This is a genomic window from Lacibacter cauensis (assembly GCF_007830055.1).
In the GTDB taxonomy this organism is placed as follows: Bacteria; Bacteroidota; Bacteroidia; order Chitinophagales; family Chitinophagaceae; genus Lacibacter; species Lacibacter cauensis.
Genome location: NZ_VLLE01000003.1, coordinates 774,411 through 795,849 on the forward strand (window position 1 = coordinate 774,411; position 21,439 = coordinate 795,849).

20 protein-coding genes are annotated in these 21,439 nt (G+C 41.6%); 11 read left to right on the forward strand and 9 right to left on the reverse strand.

Annotated elements, in window-relative coordinates:
- Window positions 1-72 precede the first annotated feature (72 nt).
- From greA to IQ13_RS08595, 3 genes are read left to right on the forward strand one after another with little or no spacing between them, the layout of a single operon-like run.
- Window positions 73-543 carry a transcription elongation factor GreA gene (greA, locus tag IQ13_RS08585; RefSeq protein ID WP_144885935.1) on the forward strand — a complete coding sequence of 157 codons (471 nt, stop codon included), beginning with the start codon at window positions 73-75 and terminating at the stop codon, window positions 541-543.
- A gap of 49 nt (window positions 544-592) precedes the next feature.
- Complete coding sequence (locus IQ13_RS08590; protein ID WP_144885936.1) at window positions 593-1,000, forward strand: HIT family protein; 408 nt, start codon at window positions 593-595, stop codon at window positions 998-1,000.
- A complete protein-coding gene (locus IQ13_RS08595) occupies window positions 997-1,389 on the forward strand; it encodes a hypothetical protein (protein ID WP_144885937.1) in 393 nt (130 codons plus the stop codon). The genes IQ13_RS08590 and IQ13_RS08595 overlap by 4 nt, the downstream gene beginning before the upstream one ends.
- 70 nt (window positions 1,390-1,459) lie before the next feature.
- Here IQ13_RS08595 and ruvC read toward each other — a convergent pair whose 3' ends face one another.
- Window positions 1,460-2,032, reverse strand: coding sequence for a crossover junction endodeoxyribonuclease RuvC (ruvC, locus tag IQ13_RS08600; protein ID WP_242009508.1), 573 nt, complete (start codon window positions 2,030-2,032; stop codon window positions 1,460-1,462).
- Here ruvC and IQ13_RS08605 point away from each other — a divergent pair.
- Window positions 2,010-3,056: a lysylphosphatidylglycerol synthase domain-containing protein gene (locus IQ13_RS08605; RefSeq protein WP_144885939.1), complete on the forward strand. Its 1,047-nt coding sequence runs from the start codon at window positions 2,010-2,012 to the stop codon at window positions 3,054-3,056. The two genes, ruvC and IQ13_RS08605, sit on opposite strands and share 23 nt — an antisense overlap.
- 93 nt (window positions 3,057-3,149) lie before the next feature.
- Window positions 3,150-3,953, forward strand: coding sequence for a DUF3108 domain-containing protein (locus IQ13_RS08610; RefSeq protein ID WP_144885940.1), 804 nt, complete (start codon window positions 3,150-3,152; stop codon window positions 3,951-3,953).
- Between the two features lie 74 nt (window positions 3,954-4,027).
- On the opposite strand, the gene IQ13_RS08615 is transcribed toward IQ13_RS08610, so the two are convergent.
- The 5 genes from IQ13_RS08615 to IQ13_RS08635 all read right to left on the reverse strand — a co-directional run bounded on the left by IQ13_RS08615 (window position 4,028) and on the right by IQ13_RS08635 (window position 8,497).
- The gene (locus IQ13_RS08615) at window positions 4,028-4,888 is read right to left on the reverse strand and encodes an MBL fold metallo-hydrolase (RefSeq protein WP_144885941.1); all 861 of its coding nucleotides are present in this window, start codon (window positions 4,886-4,888) and stop codon (window positions 4,028-4,030) included.
- A 72-nt stretch (window positions 4,889-4,960) separates the two neighbouring features.
- Complete coding sequence (locus tag IQ13_RS08620) at window positions 4,961-6,253, reverse strand: MFS transporter (RefSeq protein ID WP_144885942.1); 1,293 nt, start codon at window positions 6,251-6,253, stop codon at window positions 4,961-4,963.
- Between the two features lie 63 nt (window positions 6,254-6,316).
- Complete coding sequence (locus tag IQ13_RS08625; RefSeq protein ID WP_144885943.1) at window positions 6,317-7,138, reverse strand: undecaprenyl-diphosphate phosphatase; 822 nt, start codon at window positions 7,136-7,138, stop codon at window positions 6,317-6,319.
- Between the two features lie 114 nt (window positions 7,139-7,252).
- On the reverse strand, window positions 7,253-7,489 hold the full coding sequence (locus tag IQ13_RS08630) for a DUF3098 domain-containing protein (protein WP_144885944.1): 237 nt from the start codon (window positions 7,487-7,489) through the stop codon (window positions 7,253-7,255).
- Between the two features lie 129 nt (window positions 7,490-7,618).
- Window positions 7,619-8,497 (reverse strand): cell division protein FtsX, encoded by an 879-nt coding sequence (locus IQ13_RS08635; protein WP_144885945.1) that lies wholly within the window; start codon window positions 8,495-8,497, stop codon window positions 7,619-7,621.
- A gap of 395 nt (window positions 8,498-8,892) precedes the next feature.
- On the opposite strand from IQ13_RS08635, the gene IQ13_RS08640 reads away from it, so the two are divergent.
- The 3 genes from IQ13_RS08640 (at window position 8,893) to IQ13_RS08650 (ending at window position 15,469) form a co-directional block, all read left to right on the forward strand.
- Entirely contained in the window at window positions 8,893-11,754 is a 2,862-nt protein-coding gene (locus tag IQ13_RS08640; RefSeq protein WP_144885946.1) for a leucine--tRNA ligase, read from the forward strand.
- A gap of 57 nt (window positions 11,755-11,811) precedes the next feature.
- Window positions 11,812-12,231 (forward strand): hypothetical protein, encoded by a 420-nt coding sequence (locus IQ13_RS08645; protein ID WP_144885947.1) that lies wholly within the window; start codon window positions 11,812-11,814, stop codon window positions 12,229-12,231.
- 112 nt (window positions 12,232-12,343) lie between these two features.
- A complete protein-coding gene (locus tag IQ13_RS08650; RefSeq protein ID WP_144885948.1) occupies window positions 12,344-15,469 on the forward strand; it encodes a S41 family peptidase in 3,126 nt (1,041 codons plus the stop codon).
- Between the two features lie 204 nt (window positions 15,470-15,673).
- Here IQ13_RS08650 and IQ13_RS08655 read toward each other — a convergent pair whose 3' ends face one another.
- Window positions 15,674-16,765: an energy transducer TonB gene (locus IQ13_RS08655; protein ID WP_144885949.1), complete on the reverse strand. Its 1,092-nt coding sequence runs from the start codon at window positions 16,763-16,765 to the stop codon at window positions 15,674-15,676.
- A gap of 99 nt (window positions 16,766-16,864) precedes the next feature.
- On the opposite strand from IQ13_RS08655, the gene IQ13_RS08660 reads away from it, so the two are divergent.
- The 3 genes from IQ13_RS08660 (at window position 16,865) to ruvB (ending at window position 19,283) form a co-directional block, all read left to right on the forward strand.
- Entirely contained in the window at window positions 16,865-17,341 is a 477-nt protein-coding gene (locus IQ13_RS08660; protein WP_144885950.1) for a hypothetical protein, read from the forward strand.
- A 94-nt stretch (window positions 17,342-17,435) separates the two neighbouring features.
- On the forward strand, window positions 17,436-18,128 hold the full coding sequence (locus IQ13_RS08665) for a peptidoglycan DD-metalloendopeptidase family protein (protein WP_144885951.1): 693 nt from the start codon (window positions 17,436-17,438) through the stop codon (window positions 18,126-18,128).
- Between the two features lie 123 nt (window positions 18,129-18,251).
- Window positions 18,252-19,283, forward strand: a complete 1,032-nt coding sequence (ruvB, locus tag IQ13_RS08670) for a Holliday junction branch migration DNA helicase RuvB (protein WP_144885952.1) — start codon at window positions 18,252-18,254, stop codon at window positions 19,281-19,283.
- Window positions 19,284-19,344: 61 nt separating this feature from the next.
- Here the strand turns inward: ruvB and IQ13_RS08675 are convergent, their stop codons facing one another.
- The gene (locus IQ13_RS08675; protein WP_144885953.1) at window positions 19,345-20,151 is read right to left on the reverse strand and encodes a TerC family protein; all 807 of its coding nucleotides are present in this window, start codon (window positions 20,149-20,151) and stop codon (window positions 19,345-19,347) included.
- Window positions 20,152-20,205: 54 nt separating this feature from the next.
- Window positions 20,206-21,312: a quinone-dependent dihydroorotate dehydrogenase gene (locus IQ13_RS08680; RefSeq protein WP_144885954.1), complete on the reverse strand. Its 1,107-nt coding sequence runs from the start codon at window positions 21,310-21,312 to the stop codon at window positions 20,206-20,208.
- Window positions 21,313-21,439: the final 127 nt, after the last annotated feature.

Here is a 21,439-nt window from a genome sequence, read left to right on the forward strand (position 1 = left end):
TAAACATGCAACGCTTCAAACCCAATTGAGGCGTTGTTATTTTTTTGTATAACCGTAAAGCAAGGAGGACTTATGAGCGTACAATATGTTACGAAAGAAACATTGGAAAAACTGCAAGCCGAATTACAACACATGCGTGGAGTAGAGCGCCCTGCAGCATCGAGAGCGATTGCCGAAGCACGTGAAAAAGGCGATTTGAAAGAGAATGCAGAATATGATGCAGCAAAAGAAGCACAAGGTTTGCTCGAAGCAAAAATCAGTCAATTGGAAGGCGTTATTGCCAATGCCCGTATTGTAGATGAAAGTACCATCGATACCAGTCGTGTGGCTATCTTAACCAAAGTGACCATTACCAATATTGCAACCAATAAAAAAATCACTTACCAGATTGTAAGCGAAAAAGAAGCCGATCTGAAGGCAGGGAAAATTTCTGTTTCATCACCCATCGGTAAAGGATTGCTGGGTAAAGAAGTTGGCGATGTAGCAGAAGTACAGGTACCAGCCGGTATGGTGAAGTTCAGAATTGAAGATATTACGGTGTAAGGAAGAGGGCAAAGGATTTAAGGTAGAAGGCGGTAAATTGTAAACGATTATGAGTAGCATATTTTCAAAAATCATTGCAGGCGAAATTCCTTCGTATAAAATTGCAGAAGACGATCGGTTTTATGCATTCCTTGACATTTTTCCTTTGGTGGAAGGGCATACATTAGTTGTACCTAAAAAAGAAACCGATAAATTGTTTGATGTAAGCGATGAAGAATTAGCTGCATTACTTGTGTTTGCCAAACCTATTGCCAAAGCAATGGAAGCTGTTTTTCCATGCGACAGAGTAGGCATCTCAGTAGTAGGCCTGGAAGTGCCACACGCACATGTACACCTGGTACCTATTAACAGTGCAGACGATTTAAACTTTACCCGACCTAAATTGAAATTGAGCACAGAACAGATGAAAGCTGCACAACAAAAAATACTCGATCAACTAAATAAACAGTCAGCATGAGCGAAGTAAAGTACGATCAATACGGCTATAAAAAGAAGGGAGGCAAACGCAATCCACGCCCGCAACTGATAACCATACTTTGTGTACTGTTGTTTGCATGGGGCTTATGGGAAATTGCTTTTTCGTATACTGGTAATACGGCACTAAGTAAAAGTGGTGTGGATACATTATATCCCGCTATTAATGCCTTAATGATGGTTTTTTCGTTTGTAGGTTTAAGCGGTGTGTGGAGTATGGAAAAATGGGGACCTATCAGCTTTGCTGTTGTTGTGGCGTTAAAGATTGTTGTTGATTTGCTGTTTGGTCATTTTAATCCTGTTTATTTTATTGGCTTTATACCCGCAGCGGTGTTTTTATTGAACATAAAAAAGATGCGACGGACGGATTAAGGCTGATGCAGGAAGTAAGAAATAAATACAAAAGAGGCTGAACAATTTGTTCAGCCTCTTTTGTATGCGGCTATTTGGTTGGCTTTTGTATACGTGATGGGTTTTGCTTTACGAAGTCTTCCCAGTTTTTTACTTTGCCAAATCCTTTCAATAAAGGTTTGCTTGTTTGAAAGTGATGACAAAGAGCAACAGACAAAGCATCCGTTGCATCAAAATATTTCGGCTTGGCTTTGAAGTGTAAATGTTGTTGCAGCATTTGCCAAACCTGTTCTTTATCGGCATTACCATTACCGGTTACCGATTGCTTTACTTTCTTTGGCGAATATTCTGTAACCGATAAACCTGCACTCATGGCCGTAGCAATGGCAACGCCTTGTGCTCTTCCCAGTTTCAACATACTCTGTACGTTTTTTCCAAAAAAGGGCGCTTCAATAGCAAAGTCGGTGGGGTGATGTTGCTCAATGATCTCTTTTACTCTTTCGTGTATTAATTGTAACCGCAGGTAAATGTCTTTGTGCTTTGCCAATTTCAGCACATCCATTTCAATTAAATGTAATTTTTGCTGCTGTACACCAATAAGCCCGTAACCCATTACCACTGTACCGGGGTCAATACCAAGAATGATTTTCGAAAAACTTTGCAAGGAGCAGATTATTTTTGACCAAAATAAACAGAAACTGAACAGGAACTTCAAAATCTTCATCAATTACTTTCTTGGTCCCGTACTTTTTGTGTGGATTAGTGTTTCGCTGTATAACCAGGTAAAGCAACAACCCGATCTTCCCAATGCATGGCTGCAGGTAAAGCAGGCGTTTTACGGTCCTCAAAGCTGGAAATTATGGTTGGGTATTTTGCTGATGCCTGTTAACTGGGGCCTCGAGGCTTACAAATGGTATGTACTGGTAAATAAACTGCAGCCGCTTTCGTTCAACAAAGCATACGAATCGGTATTAAGCGGGTTATCACTTGCAATGAATACCCCCAATCGTATTGGCGAATATGGAGGACGTATTGTGTACCTGCAACCGCACAATCGTTTAAAGGGTGTTGCACTTACATTGGTAAGCAGTGTGGGGCAGTTGCTCATTACTCTGGTTTGTGGTCTGGTGGCATTGTTACTGCTGCGTAAGCAAATACAATTGGTGCAGCTTGACGGGAATCATTTGTCGGGTATTTTGCTGCAGGTATTTTTATGGTCGGTCTTGTTTTTTATTGGTCTTACTGCACTCTTTTTCTTCCGCATGCAGTTGCTGGCAAAAATGCTGCAATGGGTACCGTGGTTAAAGGAAAAGTTAGCTTTTGCTACGGTGCTCGACTATTTAAATAAGGCAGCGTATACCAGTATATTATTTTACTCATTTTTGCGTTTTGTTGTTTTTGCCTTGCAATATGTTCTTATATGGCAGGCATTACAGGTAAATTTGCCCTGGTGGGAGGGTTTTTGGAGTATTGCATTAATTTTTCTGGTTATGGCGATTGTTCCGAGTTTTGCAATTGCCGATGTGGGTATCAGGGGTAAAGTAGCAATAGCAGTTATCGGCGTTTTCAGTTCTAATACGCTGGCTATTCTTGCTGGCAGTGTATTGGTGTGGTTATTAAATCTGGTGCTGCCGGCGCTGCTTGGAAGCCTGTTGCTGTTATCGATAAAAATATTTAAGGAGCGATGAAACCATCTGTACAAAAGGATTGTCTATATACAAAATCTGCCGATTGGTTTCGGCGTATGCAAAGAAGAATCGAAAAGAATTAAAACCTGTGGCATGAAGAGCATTGTAGTTTTGTTAACTTTTTTATTGCTGTCGTTTACAACACAACCAACCGTTACCGCCGACGAGTTCTGTGGCAATATCCGTAATACGGCGTGGCATGGTGGAGAGTCCATCAACTATCATGTGTACTATACGTTAGCCGGTATTTATGTGTATGGTGGAGAAGCAAATTTTAACGTGTACAACGAACGTTATAATGGCAAACCAGTTTATCACGTAGTTGGCGATGGCAAAACAACTTCTTTCTTTGATGGCTTTTTTAAAGTGCGGGATAAGTACGAAAGTTATATTGATACAGCTACATTGCAACCCTACAAATTCGTTCGTAATATCCTGGAAGGCGATTTTAAAAAGTTTGAAACAGTAACGTTTAACCAGCAGGCCAACACGGCTACATCGCAGGGCGGAACATTTAAAACACCCGAATGTGTGCAGGATGTACTCAGCGCTATTTATTATTCACGCAACATCGATTTCAATAAATACAAACCCGGTGATCGTATTCCGTTTAATATGTTTATTGATGATAAGACCTATGGTTTATATGTTCGCTATCTCGGCAAAGAAAAAATTAAGACCAAGTACGGAAAGTTTAACGCCATAAAGTTTAAGCCATTGCTGATTGAAGGAACCATTTTTAAAGGTGGTGAAAAAATGACGGTTTGGGTAAGCGATGATGCCAACCGTATTCCGGTGCGTATTGAAAGTCCTATTTCGGTGGGAAGTGTAAAGGTTGATATGATGGGCTATAAAAACACCCGTCACCGTTTAAGCGGATTGATCGAAACGAAATAGTGTGCTTGGGACCCTGAGCGAAGTCGAAGGGTATGCAGTCAATCGAGCGCAGTCGAGAGTAACGCAGGAAACGACTACACTTCATCCAATCTGAAACTCTCTTTCATTCTTATTCCCTTCTCCGTTTGCTGCAGGTTGCAGCATTCAATGTGCGGATCGTGTTCAAAGAATAAAATATAATCGTTCTCTACAGCTTCAGTAAGAAACGATTTTTTTTCGTTCAACGTAGTCAGCGGAAACATATCATACGCCATTACATACGGAATAGGAATATGTGCAACTGCAGGTAACAAATCGGCCATGTACACAATGGTTTTGCCGTTGTAGTTGATTTGCGGCAGCATCATACTTTCTGTATGTCCGTTTACAAATCGCATGGAAATAGTTTCGGTAAAAGCAGAAGATGATAGTTGATGAAACTGGCTTTCACCTGGTACAATAAATTTCAGCTGACCGCTTTCTTCAATCGGCAAAATATTTTCTTTTAAGAACGATGCTTTTTCCCGATCGTTGGGTTTGGTGGCCCATGCCCAATGCTGCTCATTACTCCAGAAAGTTGCATTCTTAAATGCAGGAACCAACTTGTCTCCCTCACGTTTAATGGAGCCTCCGCAATGATCGAAGTGCAGGTGTGTAAGTACAACATCCGTAATATCATCTTTACTGAAACCGTGCTTCGCCAGTGATTTATCCAGTGTATCATCGCCATGCAAATGATAATGGCCAAGAAATTTTGCATCCTGCTTATCGCCGATACCATTATCAATTAAGATCAAACGATCTCCGTCTTCAATTAACAAACAACGCATGGCCCAGCTGCACAAATTATTTTCATCGGCAGGGTTTAACTTGTTCCACATTACTTTGGGTACTACGCCAAACATGGCGCCACCATCCAACTTAAAATAACCGGTGTTAACAGAATAGAGGTTCATGTGAAGATTTGTTATTACAAGTTATTGCCAACGATCAAAAGAGTAATCTGCTTAATGATTTGCAGCAATCAATTATGCTGCAGCTTTTTGTTCTCTTTGTTGTGTACGCAAGGTATGCCAAAGAAATACAAGACCCAGCACAAAGAAAATGATTAACACAAGAATAGAGTTGCGCATGTTCTTCGTTATACCTTCAATAAAACCAAACGAGAAGAGACCAATAACGATAGCAAGCTTTTCGGTTACATCATAAAAACTAAAGAACGATGCGGTGTCTTTTGTTTCGGGCATCAGCTTGGCATAGGTTGCACGGCTTAACGCCTGTATGCCGCCCATTACCAATCCTACAAACGATGCTACAATGTAAAAGTGCATTTCGGTTTGAATGTTATAACCACCAATGCAGGCACCAATCCACAACAGCACCGTAAATATGAGTACCCGGATATTGCCAAACTTTGCTGACAGTCTCGACATCAGTAACGCACCAACAATTGCAACCAATTGTAACAGGACAGCTGTAATAATGAGTTTTGTGTTTTCAAGATTGAGAATTTTTAATCCAAAATCAATGGCCACGAGCAATACGGTTTGCACGCCCATGCTGTAAAAAAAGAAGGCCGTTAAAAAGCGTTTCAGCTGCGGCATATGGCTCAGTTGTTTCCACACCTGTTGTAATTCGTGGAAGCCATTTACCAATACATGCTTCTTTAATTTACGTTCTGTTTTGTTGCTTTGGTTGGGTAAACGGCTAAAGGGGATTTGTGCAAAACCGATCCACCAAACACCTACCAATAAAAAGGTTAACTGCAAGGGTAATGCTTTACCGGGCATTGCAACCACTAAACCAAAACCAATCATCTGCAACAACACACTGCCGATATAACCCATGGTAAAACCTTTGGCGCTGATGCGGTCCATATCTTTTTCTGAAGCTATTTCGGGCAGGTACGAATTATAAAACACCTGCGATCCATAAAAGCCAATACCTGCAAACATGAAACAGAGCAAACCAAAAATTACATTGCTCTTATCAAAAAAGTACAGCATCGAACAACTTAGTGCGCCCATGTAACAGAAAAAGCGCATAAAGTTTTTCTTGTTGCCTTTGTAATCGGAAATAGAAGAAAGAATGGGCGACAGTAAGGCGATAAGCAAAAAGCCAAACGCCAACACATAATCCTTCAACTCGGTGTTTACATAAGTTCGTCCGAGAAATTTTACGCCATCGGGAAAGTTGGTCGTACTTGTTACGGCCGCATAATACGCAGGGAAAAAAGTAGTGGTAATAACAAGATTGTAAACACTGTTGGCCCAATCGTACATGGCCCAACCGTTGACTATTTTTTTTGAAGCAGTCTGCATAAGTTGGTTTTAGTGGAGCAGGGGTTTGCCTGCTCTATGAAAATAGTACAATAAAACGAAATGCTATTTAAGGTAACCTGTCATAAACAGGAGCAGCAGAATAACGCCTGCAATAATGCGGTACCAGCCAAACAAACGGAAACCGTGCTTTTGCAAAAAGCCGATAAAGAATTTAATGGCCAGCATCGCAACCACAAAGGCCACCACATTACCAATGATGAATGCCTGTGTATTTTGGGTAGAAGATAGAATGAGTTCATAGCCTTTTTGTTCTATACCGTTTTCGTTCCAGTTTTTCAGAAACAACGAATAACCGGTTGCTGCCGCCATGGTTGGCACCGCTAAGAAGAAGGAGAATTCTGCTGCTAATGGCCGTGTAAGTTTTTGCTGCATACCACCGATGATACTGGCCGCACTGCGGCTTACGCCGGGTATCATGGCCACACATTGCCACAAACCAATCACAAACGCTTTGCCGAATGAAATCTCTTTTTCTTCGTTGATGGTATGTTGTTTGAAAACAGTATCAATAAACAACAGGACGATACCACCAACCAATAATGTAATCGAAACAGTCAACGGACTTTCGAGCAGTTCATCAATCTGGTCGCTGAAGAGTTTACCCAGCACCAATGCAGGTATAACTGCCACAAGAAGCTTTGCATAAAACTGCCAGCGCTGGAAGTCGATAAACTTTTTCCAATACAAAACAACCACACTCAGGATAGCGCCCAGCTGTATAGCCACCGTAAACAGTTTGGTGAAATTGTCGGAGGGTACATTCATCAATCGCTCGGCAAGGATCATATGGCCGGTAGACGATACGGGTAGATATTCGGTTAGGCCTTCTACAATAGCAATGATGATGGATTCAATAGTATTCACGAAGAGAAATTTGAGAATTTGAAAATTTGAGAATTTGGAAATGAAAAAAGCCAATTTGAAAATTCGAAATCAATATTCAAATTTTCAAATTGGCTCATCTTCAAATTATGTTGCTTACTCTTTTGGTTTTTTCATAATGGCGTAGATCTCAATAATCAAACCGCCGATGATGAGCAGCGGAGCCAGTGTAATACGACGGAAGCTGTACACTTCATCTTTATTAAACACGTTGGGGTCTGCACTTTTACCACCAATCATTAACAGGAAACCGGCCAGCATTACCAAGCCGCCAATCAACATCCACTTGTAATTTTCTTTTGTAAAAATGCTTGCTGTTTTTTTCTGACTCATAGTCTTGTTTTGAGGGGTGCAATATAAGGTAAAGTCGGGAAGTCGGAAAGTCCGGAAAGACAGAAAGTGCTTCGCAGTTTAATGTTTCTGGCACATTCTTTCGGTCTTTCCGACTAATCTCTTTCTGACTTAATACAGTTCATCCAGCTTCATCCGTAAATATTTCATTACGCTGCGGTGGGTGCTGTACAGCGAAATGCCCACGCCAATGACAATGATCGAACCAAAGAGAATCAGGTAAATCTTGGGGTCACGCAAAGCCTTCATATCGGGGATATAGCTTTCGGCCCAGGTAATAACCGCCCAAATAGCTGCAATGGCAATACCTGCGCTGATGAGGCCGTTCACAATGGCTCTGATGTTCATCGGCCGGACAATAAAGCCACGGGTAGCACCTACCATTTGCATAGTTTTAATAAGGAAACGGTTGCTGAACATGGCCAGCCTGATGGTGGTATCGATGGACACAATTACAATTGCACTCAGCAAAATAGCCACTACCAGCAAGGCCAGACCAATTTTCCGGGCCCGGTCGTTGAGCGATGTTACCAGGTCTTTCGGGTATTGTATTTCGCTAATGACACCGGGGAATCGGGCGTTGAGGTCAGCAGTAATTTTATCCAGGCTGTCTTTCTGCACATAATCGGCCTTGGCAAAAAAGTCGATGCTTTCAGGCAAAGGGTTTTCGTCAAGAATCTTATCCCAGCTTTCGTTACCGTCTTTATTATAAATTTCTTTGGCCATTTCTTTGTTTACATAGGCCGACGATTTTACGTAAGGCTGCGCTGCTACATAGGTCGTTAAACTATCGATCGATTTTTTATTGGTGGTGCTCAGCCATGCATGAAACTGGATGTTTTCACGCAGGGTATTGCCCACTTTTTGAAAGTTTAAGAAGATCCACCCTAAAATACCGAGAATAAAGAGCACCAGGGCCACGCCAATAATACTGTAGAGGTACGATGGTTTGGAACGTTTCATCGATGCTTTGTTCGGTTGTTGCGCCATGCCGTAAAATTTTGTAAGTTCTTGAAAATGAAAAAAATCCCGCCCTACACAGGATATGGGCAAATTTAGCAGAAATCTCCTGCACAAGCCCTGTAATCCTTAATTTTGTTGCCCTTAAACGAGGGGATTCTGCACTTATTTTACAACTGGTGCAGAAATGCTGCACGAAGAAGTTTTTTTAAGTCTTCTTTCACAGCTTGAATCATCGTTCCTTGCATTCGAATCATCCGGTGAATAATTCGCACACTTCGGGTGTAATGCAATGTTCAGCAAATTGGTTACACAACGTTCACGGAGATCAGCACAGCGTACAGCAATCTTTGTGTACTTAGTGAGCTACTTTGTGTTCTTGTTGAAACAAATAATTGATTAGTATAAATTAACCGCAACGGTACATGGAATATAAGTTCAGAGATATTGAGAAGAAATGGCAACAGCAATGGATCACTACAAATGCCTACAGGGTTTCAAATGTAAGTGAGAGGCCAAAATTTTATGTGTTGGATATGTTTCCCTATCCCAGTGGTGCAGGCTTGCACGTAGGTCATCCGCTGGGCTATATCGCCAGCGATATTTACAGCCGCTTTAAACGCCTCAAAGGGTTCAACGTATTACACCCGATGGGGTACGATGCGTTTGGTTTACCGGCTGAGCAATATGCGATTGAACATGGTGTACATCCTGCAGTAAGTACCGATGCAAACATTGCCAACTTCCGCCGGCAGTTGGATAATATCGGTTTCTGTTACGATTGGGAGCGTGAAGTACGTACCTGCGATCCCGGTTATTACAAATGGACACAGTGGATCTTTTTACAACTCTTCAATAGTTTTTACAACCGCATTACCAACAAAGCTGAAAAAATTGATGTGTTGATCGCATCGTTTGAAGCTGAGGGTTCTGCAACTCACGGCTACCGGCTCACGACTGCCGGCTTTACCGCCGACGAATGGAAAGGCTATGATGATGCAACCAAACAAAGCATACTCATGGACTATCGCCTTGCTTATTGCGGTTATGGCGAAGTGAACTGGTGCGAAGCATTGGGTACCGTATTGGCAAATGATGAAGTGGTGAATGGTGTAAGTGAGCGTGGCGGACATCCGGTGGTGAAAAAGAAATTACGTCAGTGGTATTTGCGTATTACCGAATATGCCGATCGTTTATTGGAAGGATTGGAGCGCATTGAATTCAGCGAAAGCATGAAGGAAATGCAAACCAACTGGATTGGTAAAAGCAGTGGTGCTGAGATCGATTTTGCAATCAAAGGTCACAGTCAAAAACTCACGGTATACACAACGAGACCTGATACCATTTTCGGTGTTGATTTTATGGTAATTGCGCCTGAGTTGGATTTGGTTGACCAGATAAAATCGGCCGAACAAACAACTGCAGTGGATGAATACATTGCTTATGTAAAAAGCCGCAGTGAGCGTGAACGCCAGGCAGAGAAAAAAATCAGCGGTGTGTTTACCGGTGCTTATGCCGTAAATCCATTCGATGGCAGAGAAATTCCGATCTGGATTTCTGAATATGTATTGGCGGGTTATGGTACCGGTGCTATTATGGCGGTGCCTTGTGGCGATGAACGTGATTTCAAATTTGCAAAGCATTTTACTATTCCTATCACTAACATTATCGGCAATCATTTCAATGGCGAAGAAGCCAATGCTACAAAAGATGCACAGTTGCAGAATAGTGGCTTCTTAAACGGAACTCCGATGCGTGAAGCGGCTGAGATCGTTATTAATAAGCTGGAAGAAATGGGCATCGGCAAACGCAAAGTGAATTACAAAATGCGTGATGCAGCGTTTAGCCGTCAACGTTACTGGGGCGAACCATTCCCGATTCAATGGAAAGCCGGCACTGCTTATCCATTAAGCGAAACGGAATTGCCGTTGTTGTTACCGGAAGTGGATAGTTACAGTCCCGGTCCTGAAGGTGAAGGTCCGTTGGCCAATATACCGGAGTGGGTGGCGAAAGAATTAGAGACAAACACAATGCCCGGTTATGCGGGCAGCAGCTGGTATTTCTTACGCTACATGGATCCGAAAAATGAAAACGCATTCTGCGACCGTGCAGTAAGCGATTACTGGAACCAGGTTGATTTATACATTGGTGGTACTGAACATGCGGTTGGTCATTTGTTGTACAGCCGTATGTGGACGAAAGCCTTGTACGATCTCGGATACATTGGTTTTGATGAACCATTTAAGAAGTTGGTGAATCAGGGGATGATACAAGGGAGTTCAAGGTTTGTTTATAGAGTAAATCTTAGAACAACAATGACTTCAAAATCAGAAACGATTTTCCTTTCAAAAAAATACTTTGACTTACTTGAATTAAATACAAGTGAAGCGAGGCTTATAGTAAAGAAGGCAATTGAAGAAGTCATTGGTCAAGAAGTTGAAGATCCTCTACATTTTCATGAAAGTGTTTGGCATGTTGATGTCAACTTTGTCGATGGTTATGAACTAGATATCGAAGCGTTTAAAAAGTGGCGTAATGGAGAATATGCAAATGCTCAATTTATTTTGGAAAACGGCAAATACATCTGCGGCGCTGAAGTAGAAAAGATGAGTAAGAGCAAGTTCAACACCGTCAACCCCGATGATCTGGTGAATAAATACGGTGCCGATACATTCCGTATGTACGAGATGTTCCTTGGTCCGGTAGAGATCAGCAAGCCGTGGGATACAAAAGGGATCGAAGGTGTACATCGCTTCCTTAAAAAACTCTGGCGTTTGTTCTACGATGATCTGAAAGGTCAGGTATGGAATAACGACAAAGCAACAGATGCAGAGTTGAAAGTGTTGCACAAAACCATTAAGAAAATTGAAGACGACACCGAGCGCTTCAGCTTCAACACCGGTGTAAGTACATTCATGATTGCTGTAAATGAACTCAGCGATTTAAAATGTCACAAGAAAGAAATACTCGAACAGTTGCTCATTCTCTTAACGCCGTATGCACCGCATGTGAGCGAAGAGTTGTGGAGCCTGCTGGGCAATAGTGGTTCTATTCTCGATGCATCCTTCCCCAAATTTGAAGCGAAGTATGTCACCGAATCAACCAAAGATTACCCGGTTGCCATTAACGGTAAAACAAGAACCGAGCTTACACTCGATCTGAGTATTACGCAACAGGAAGTAGAGGCCATTGTACTGGCGAATGAAGTGGTGCAGAAATGGCTGGAAGGTAAACAACCGAAGAAGATCATTTATGTGAAAAACAAAATGATCAATATTGTAATTTAAAATAGTTAGCTCAGCTTCACTGCTGAGCTTTTCTTTTACCCCTTTAATTTTTATGTAATGAAAAAACTAGTAGTCTTAGCCGCAATTGCATTAGCCGCATGTAACACAAAACAGGAAACCAATCAACCTTACACCGAAGAGCGTGCTACTGTAAGTACAGAGCCGGTTAAAACCTATGCGTTCACCGGAGCCGACAGTGCACAGTTTAAAGTGCAGTTGTTTGAGCAAAAGAAATCACTGAACTACGAAGTGAAGTTTTCCTACAAAGATGCCAGCAGCGAAAAAATCATCACCCTGCCAAACATGGGCATGATGCCAAAGCCTGAATTGAAAAAGGGTGCAAATGATCTTTCCTGCATTATTGGTTTTTACGATGCAGACAGTGTGTTTATGGAATACCGTCTTGTGAATGTAGAAAACGGTTTATTGGGTTACAAACACCTGAAAGAATACCAGGTAGAAGCTCCCAAGAAATAATACAATTGATACATAGACTTGAAAGGTTGATGAATGGATTTTCACCATTCATCAACCTTTCTTCATTTAGACATAAAGAGTTTTGTATTTTCCAAGGATAAAATCATCACACATGAAGCATCTGTTATCAACAGGAATCATTTGCCTTATCAGTTTTTTTTCAACAGCACAAAACAGTTCGTATTTTTTGTCGAACCCAACACTTACACCCGATGGACAAACCGTTGTGTTTGCATTTGAAGGCGATTTGTGGAAAGCGAATGTGAACGACTTGCAGGCCACACGCATTACTGCTATGCAGGGCTACGAAACATCGCCACGTATTTCGCCCGATGGTAAATGGATTGCATTTACCGGTCGCCAGTATGGGAATGCAGATGTGTTTGTAATGCCATTGGCAGGAGGCGAGGTAAAACAAATTACGTTTCATAGCGGAAATGATGAAGTAACAAGCTGGAGCTGGGATAGTAAAAGTATTTACTTTAACAGCAGCCGTGCAGGACAGATAGCCGGTTTTAAAGTGGCTGCTGCGGGTGGTACACCACAACGTGTTTTTGGCAATTACTTTTTTCAATACGATCATAACCTGGTAGAGCACCCCGCAACCGGTGAAATCTTTTTTAACGATACCTGGGAAAGTGCCAGCCAGGTACAGCGCAAACGTTACAAAGGGCCTTTCAATCCCGATATTCAATCGTATAATTTCAAGACTAAGCAGCACAAAAAATACACAAGTTGGGAAGGGAAAGATTTTGCTGCAACCATTGATAAAAACGGTAATGTATTCTTTATTTCCGATGAGAACAATGGTGAATACAATTTGTACACACTCGATGCTGGTAAGAAAAAAGCATTGACCCGTTTTGCTTCTTCCATCAAAACACCGCAGGTAAATGCAAACGGTGGTAAAGTGGTTTTTGAAAAGGATTACCAGTTGTGGTTGTATGATGTAAAGACAGATAAAGAACGCAAGCTGGATATTGGCATTGTACGCAATCATGTATTGCCAAAAGAAAAAGATTACGAAGTGCGTGGAAATATTTCTGCATTTGATGTGTCGCCCGATGCAAAGAAATTTGCTTTTGTGGTAAGAGGAGAGTTGTTTGTGAGTGATATAGACGGAAAGTTTGTACAGCAGATAAACAGAGGTTCGGCAGAGCGTGTACGTGAAGTACGCTGGATGAACGACAACAAAACGATCTTGTTTACACAAACTGTTGATGGTTATGCCAACCTGTTTACTGTTCGTGCCGACAGCAGTGCTGCACCCAAACAACTCACCAGCGATCAGCAAAACAACCGCAGTGTAATCGTTAATAAAAAACGTACACTTGCGGTTTATCTCAGCGGACGAAACGAAGTGCGTCTGCTCGATTTAAAAACACTGCAAAGTAAAACCCTTGTAAAAGATGAGCTGTGGGCTTTTCAAAACAGCGATCCCGGTTTTTCTCCCAACGATGAATATGTGCTGTTTACTGCACGTTGCAATTTTGAAGAAGATATTTTAGTACATCACATCAAGAATAACAAAACCATCAATCTCACCAATAGTGGTGTAACAGAAAACAGTCCTGTATGGTCGCCCGATGGTAAGTATATCTATTTTGTTTCGCAACGTTTGAAACCGGCTTATCCGTTTGGTATGGCGAATGCGAAAGTGTATCGTGTAGCATTGGAAAAAATGGATGAGCCTTATCGCATCGATAAGTTCAATGATTTGTTTAAAGAAGAAAAGAAAGAAGCAAAAGGCGCCAATGGCGATTCGGGTAAAGTCATCAACATTGATACAGACCTGATCATGGAACGACTGGAACAGATCGGGCCGTCTTTTGGCACACAGTATCTCATCAATGTGTATCAAAAAGGAGAGAAGACATCTGTATTGTATGCAAGCAATCATGGCGAAGGCCGGTTTGCAATTTGGAAAACAGTACTCGAATCATTTGAATCAACAAAAACCGATAAGATTGCAGGCACAGATAATGCAGGCGGTTTGGATATTGTTGAAGCAGGTGATAAATATTTTGCATTGGGCAATGGAACCATCAATAAATTGAATCTCGATGCTAACCGTATCGATCCGGTAAATATCAGCTATACCTTCCGTCGCAATCTGCAGGAAGAGTTTACACAAATGTTTTACGAAGCATGGGCAGGAATGGAAGAAGGGTATTACGATGAAAATTTTCACGGACTTAACTGGAAGAAAACAAAAACCTATTACCAGCAGTTTCTTCCTTACCTGAACAACCGTGCAGATTTGCGTACACTGCTCAACGATATGCTGGGCGAACTCAACTCGTCGCACCAGGGCTTTGCTACATTTGGTGATGATGAAACGATTGCATTAACAAGTGCTACCATGGAAACAGGCATCATCTTCGAGAACGATGATCCGTACAAAGTAAAATACATCGTAAAACGTTCAGCCGCCGATCGTAAGAATATTGATATTAAGCCGGGTGATGTATTGGTGAAAGTGAATGATGAAACAGTGGATGCAAACAAAGACCGCAATGCTTATTTCACATTACCATCTCGTGACCGTGAACTGAAGCTAACGTTTAAGCGTGGTGCAGAAATGGTGCAGGTAAAGATTCATCCGCAGGCAACGTTGTTTAATAACTTGTACGATGAATGGGTTGACAACAACCAGAAGCGTGTAGATGAAAAAAGTAAAGGACGTATTGCGTATGGTTATATGAAGAATATGGGTACAGGTGAGCTGGAACAGTTTATTAATGATATGACGCAGGAGTTAACGAGCAAGGATGCACTCATCTTCGATCTGCGTTATAACACCGGCGGTAATGTGCACGATGAAGTGTTGAAGTTTTTAAGTCAGCGTTCTTACCTGCAATGGAAATACCGTGAAGGAAAACTGGCACCACAATCCAATTTTGCACCTTCTGATAAGCCGATCATTTTACTTATCAATGAACAATCGTTGAGCGATGCAGAAATGACAGCACAAGGCTTTAAAGGATTGAAACTGGGTAAGATCATTGGCAACGGAACCTATCGCTGGATCATCTTCACCAGCGGTATTGGTTTGGTGGATGGTTCGAGTGTGCGTATGCCGGCTTGGGGTTGTTATTCTTTGGAAGGGAAAGACCTCGAGATAAACGGTGTTGAACCGGATATCCGCATCATCAACAGTTTTGAAGATAAACTCAACGGCAACGATCCGCAACTGGATAAAGCCATTGAAGAAATATTGAAGCAGATTAAGTCGTGAGTTGTGAATGGTCAATAGTGAATGGTGAATGATCAGCAGTGGTAATTTATTTTAACAATAAAACAAAGGGTGTACAACTGTACACCCTTTTATTTTGCTAAATCAATATTTCTGTGTTCTCTGTTTCTCCTTTTCTCTGTGTTGAAAATTGCAAGCATAGCGAACAATCCTCATTTCTTCTTTCTCTCTTTCTAAACTTTTAGTTCACTCTTTCTTCACAAACTTAATCATGGCACTGCTGTTTTCTGTACTTTCTAAGTTAGCGGAATAACGAACCCCATTTACATAAGCAATCATATACGATGTATTCGGTGGAATAGCACCCAGGTTTTCGGCTACCATCACCAGTTCATTCGTTTCACTTAATTCCTTTACAGCAAATTTCACCACATGTGGTTTATCGCTCAGTTTCACGTGTTCAAATACCAATCTGTTGTTCATGAACAAGGAAATAGAATCGCCATCTATTTCTGCGTTATCGTAAAAATGTATTTCGATGGTATCGCCAAGCAACGGCAATTCTGTTGTTAATACTTTCTTCCGTTCAATAAATTTTTCGGTTATGGTTGGCGGCTTGGTTGTAACAACGGCCGGTTCTTTTACAGGTGGTTTGTTTGCTGTTTTTACAACCGGTTTTGTTTCTTTTGGAATCGTTGGTTGCTGTTGCACCACTACCGGTTCGGGTTTTGGCTCTTCACGTTTCGGTTGTTCGGTTACAACAGACGGGGGTGGAGTTGCTGCAATTACTTCGGGTTGTTTGGTTACTTTATGAATGGCTGCCACACTATCAATAAAATAAGGATCGTTGGCACCGACTGTGTAATTGTCGATCACAAAGTTCCATTCATCATTGAATTGCGGTTGCTCTACTTTGTCTAAATGCAAATCGCCTTTATTCTTTTGTTCTTCCTTTGTTACTGCTTTTCCATCCAACATCATGATACCGGCACCGGGACAATTAAAATCAGCTTCCATCAGAAGCGGAACAGTTCCTGGTGATGTAATATTAATACGTCCTGTTTTCGCTTCAATCAATTCATCATCCCACCACACAACTTCATTTGTTTGATTGTTGAAATAACCTTTCACTGCATAACGTCGGTAATTGTTAGCTGATTCGTAATAATAGGAAGTACCGAATAAACTGTCGCCCCGTTGAATGAGCTTTAATTCCAGGCGGCCGGGCCGTAATCCGTTACCCACTTTGCCTTTCCATACACCGGTAATCATTTGCGCCTGTGTAGTGGTGCCCAATAAAAACAAAACCGCCAGTAAGTAGACAAAACGAAGTTTCATGTGTACAGCTAAAACGAAATGTTGATGTAAATATTTTTTGTAATTGTTAATAATTCAACAAAAGCAAACTGCTAAAAAGTTTCTACAGAACTTTAAAATATGGCACAAGCAAACATCCCTTTAATAGAAGCACTGCGTGAAACAGCGGCTCGTCTCCGTAATGGCGCCCATTATGCATGGGGCAATCATGGTGCATGTAATTGCGGTAATCTTACACAGGTAGTAACCAAGTTGAGTAAGGAAGAGATTTTAGCCTATGCACATACTGGCATTGGTGAGTGGACCGAGCTTGCAGAAGATTATTGCGGTATTACCAACGCACCTGCGGGGTTACTGATTACGAAACTGCAGGAGATTGGTTTAACGCCCAGTGATATTCATAACCTCGAATACCTGGAAGATAAAGCGGTGCTGCAACGTTTGCCCGGTGGCTTCCGTTGGCTGCAGCGGAACGTGCGTGAAGATGTAATTGTGTATTTTGAAACCTTTGCCGATTTGCTGGAAGAGCAACTGGCCGATAAAATTACGTTTACCATGCAGGATCTGTTGCCACAACAGCAACCCGAACTTGTTTAGCAAACAACTACAGCATAACATTGCCCTGCAACATTGTAGGGCTTTTTTGTTTGGTTGAAAGCGATACTTCGTTTAACCATCGTAACTTGCTTCCATGTCTTCTCTCATTTCAATACTTGAAAAAAATAAACACAGTTTTCATCCGGTAGTGTTGTTTAATACTGCAACGGATCGGTTGCTGCAAATGGATTTTACCGATGCGAACAAAGCACTGACGAAAGAAGTAATTGAAGATGTAACAAAATTTGATGGTTATGTAAATGAACAGTTGGGTGCAGCAAATGCTTTGTATGGTATTGGTGGTTATGCCGAGCATCGAACAGTGTACAGCCGAAGCAGTGTATTTGATGCACCCGATGGCGGTGAACCACGGCGATTGCATTTAGGTACAGACATTTGGAGCAAAGCGGACACACCTGTGTTTGCTCCGTTAGGAGGCATGGTGCACAGTTTTAAATTTAATGATGCGTATGGCGATTATGGAGCAACCATTATTCTGCTGCATCAACTGGAGGGCACTGCTTTTTATACATTGTATGGTCATGTAAGTTTAAAAGACCTGGCCTTGGTAGAAGGACAATACATTAACCGTGGACAGGAGTTTGCACATTTTGGTGAACCGCATGAAAACGGTCATTGGCCGCCACACCTGCATTTCCAGATCATCAGCGATCTCGAACTGAAAGAAGGCGATTATCCCGGTGTATGCCGGTTGAGTGATAAAGATTTTTATTTGAAGAATTGCCCCGATGCTGATTTGATTTTGCAGATGAATCAATACATCTAAACCGGCGAGAGTTTTTCGTCCGGCTGTTTGTTTTTGATCGGATGCGTTACGATTTACAGCTGAGCATTCACTATTCACCATTGACCATTCACCACTTCCCCTTTTTCCTTAGTTTTACACCCAATGGCCAATCCCAATTTAAATAGCGATAAAGAAGGACTGAGTGCAGCCGAAAAAGAATTTGAAAACAATATTCGTCCGTCGAATATTGAAGAGTTCAGTGGTCAGCAGCAGATTATCGATAACCTCAAAATCTTCATTAAAGCAGCGAAGATGCGTGGTGAAGCATTAGATCATGTATTGTTTCATGGTCCTCCCGGTTTGGGTAAGACAACCCTGAGCCGCATTGTTGCTAATGAGTTGGGAGTAAGCATTAAAGAAACCAGTGGACCGGTAATTGAAAAGCCGGGAGATCTTGCCGGGTTACTGACAGGGCTTGAAGCAAACGACGTCTTGTTTATTGATGAGATCCATCGGTTAAGTACAGTTGTTGAAGAATATCTCTACGCAGCCATGGAAGATTACCGCATTGATATTATGATCGACAGCGGACCCAATGCAAGAAGCATCCAGATCAACCTTAATCCTTTTACACTGATTGGTGCAACTACCAGAAGTGGTTTGTTAACAGCACCGTTGTTATCTCGCTTTGCCATTAAATCCCGGTTGGAATATTACAATGCCGAAACGTTACAGAAAATTATTCAACGTGCTGCAGGTATTTTAAATGTTAAGATTACCAGCGATGCGGCAAAAGAAATTGCAGGCCGCAGCAGGGCTACACCACGTATTGCCAATGGATTGTTGCGTCGTATGCGTGATTTTGCCATGGTGTTGGGCAATGGCGTTATTGATCTTGGTGTTACACAACATGGTCTTAAAGCATTGAATGTTGATGAGTATGGTTTGGATGATATGGATAATAAAATCCTTACCGCCATCATCGATAAATTCAAAGGTGGTCCGGTTGGTATTACCACCATTGCAACAGCAGTAGGTGAAGAGCCGGGCACATTGGAAGAAGTGTACGAACCGTTTTTAATACAGGAAGGTTTTTTGCAACGCACACCAAGAGGAAGAGAGGTAACGGCAAAAGCCTATGAACATTTAGGAAAGAAACCTTACGGTGGCAGTACGCCTACGTTGTTTTCATAATTGAAGTACATAAAAAAAGTCACTGTAAACACAGTGACTTTTTTTATACGTTGCGATATTGTTAATGTGCTACATCATCTTTTTGTTCATATACTTCTTCCAGCTTAGGTTCATTTAACTCAACTACACGTTTCGCTTTCATTTTATTGCGCATCACCATGTTGAGCATTTCCACTACAAAGGAGAATGCCATGCCAAAGTAGATGTAGTTTTTCAGGTGCAGTTGATGTGCTGCTTCTGCATTCCAACCTTCAATGACTAAACTTAAACCGATCATTACAAGGAAGGAGAGTGCCAGCATTTTTAATGTTGGGTGCTTATGAATAAAGCCTGCAATTTTCGGACTGAAAAGAAACATGATCGTCATGGCAATAACTACTGCTGCAATCATAATTTCAACATGCTTGGCTGTACCACCTGCTGTGATGATACTGTCGAAAGAGAACACAGCATCGATCAATACAATCTGCCCAATTGCTTGTGCAAACGAAATACCTTTTGCATTTTTCGGATCCTGGTTCGGGTCTTCACCTTCCAGCTTCTGGTGTATTTCGTGTACCGATTTGTAAATCAAAAACAAACCTCCGGCCAGCATAACCAAACTCGCCAAATCGAAGCCTTTTCCTGCAATAGAAAATACAGCTTTGCCTTTTTGTGAGAGTAACCATCCAAGTCCCATCAGCAGTAAACTGCGGGAGAGAATACCGATGATCATCCATAAACGGCGTGCCCGTTTCTGATCTTTCAGTTCTTTTAAACGGTTAAGAATAATGCTTACAAAAATTACATTGTCGATGCCGAGCACTACTTCCAGTATCACCAATACAATAAAACTGATAATGCTTTCGGTCGTAAAAAGATGTTCCATACTTTACTTTATTGTTCCTGTTTTTGGGAATGCAAAATTAATCTACTGCTACCGTTATTGAACAGCTATTCCATTGCAGATTTTTTTAGCAATAGCAGGGCCTTCGTAAATAAAACCGGTCCACACCTGTACCAGCACGGCTCCGGCCTGTAATTTTTCATTGGCATCGGCTGCTGAAAAAATGCCGCCGCTGGCAATAACCGGTATTTCACCGTTTGTTTTTTGAGTAATGTACTGCACAATTTCGGTGCTGCGCTGTTTCACCGGTAAACCACTTAATCCGCCTGCACCAATGGCGGTTACAATTGCAGCATCGGTTATTAATCCTTCTCTGCTGATGGTGGTGTTACTCGCTACCAATCCGTCCAGCTGAATTTCTTTTGCAAGGTCAATCACATCATCCAGCTGCGACTGTGTTAAGTCGGGTGCTATTTTTAGTAAGATCGGTTTTTCAACAACCGAATCTATTTTCAGTTTCAAACGTTCGGTACGCAGTGTTTGCAAATGCGAAAGAATTTTACGTAACGAATCTTTCTCCTGCAGTTCACGCAGACCGGGTGTATTGGGGCTGCTTACATTCACTACGAAATAATCTACATAATCAAACAACTCATTAAAGCAGATCTCGTAATCTTTCCATGCATCTTCATTCGGAGTTACTTTGTTCTTACCGATGTTTCCGCCTATGATGAGCCGTGAATGGTGCGTGGTGAGTGGTGAGTTTTCGTACTTCGTACTTTGTACTTCGTGCTTTTCTTTCCATTTCTTCAATCGTTCTGCAACAACCTTTACACCATCGTTATTAAAACCCATACGGTTGATGATGGCCTTGTCTTTTGGTAAACGGAAGAGGCGTGGTTGATCATTCCCATCCTGTGGTTTTGGTGTTACAGTACCAATCTCAACAAAACCAAAACCAAGCACTTCCAGTTCACGCAGGTACTTTGCATTTTTATCGAAACCTGCTGCAAGTCCAACACGGTTCTTAAATTCTAACCCCCAACTTTCGAAAGCCAGTTTTTTATTCTTTGCCTGAAAATTTGCAGCGAGTATTTTTTTAATGAAGCCGATGGAGCAGAAAAACCGCAGTGCATTCATTGCGAAGTAGTGTACTTTCTCTGCATCAAACCAAAAGAAAATGGAGCGTATAAGCTGGTACATGCGTGCGAAGATAAACTTCAATTGCCGTTCGTAGATTAACAACAATGATTTGGATTGAATTCTTTTGAAGCCTTAACTTTGAATTAGAAAGTTGCATAAACAACTATTTAACGATTGAACCTAAAAA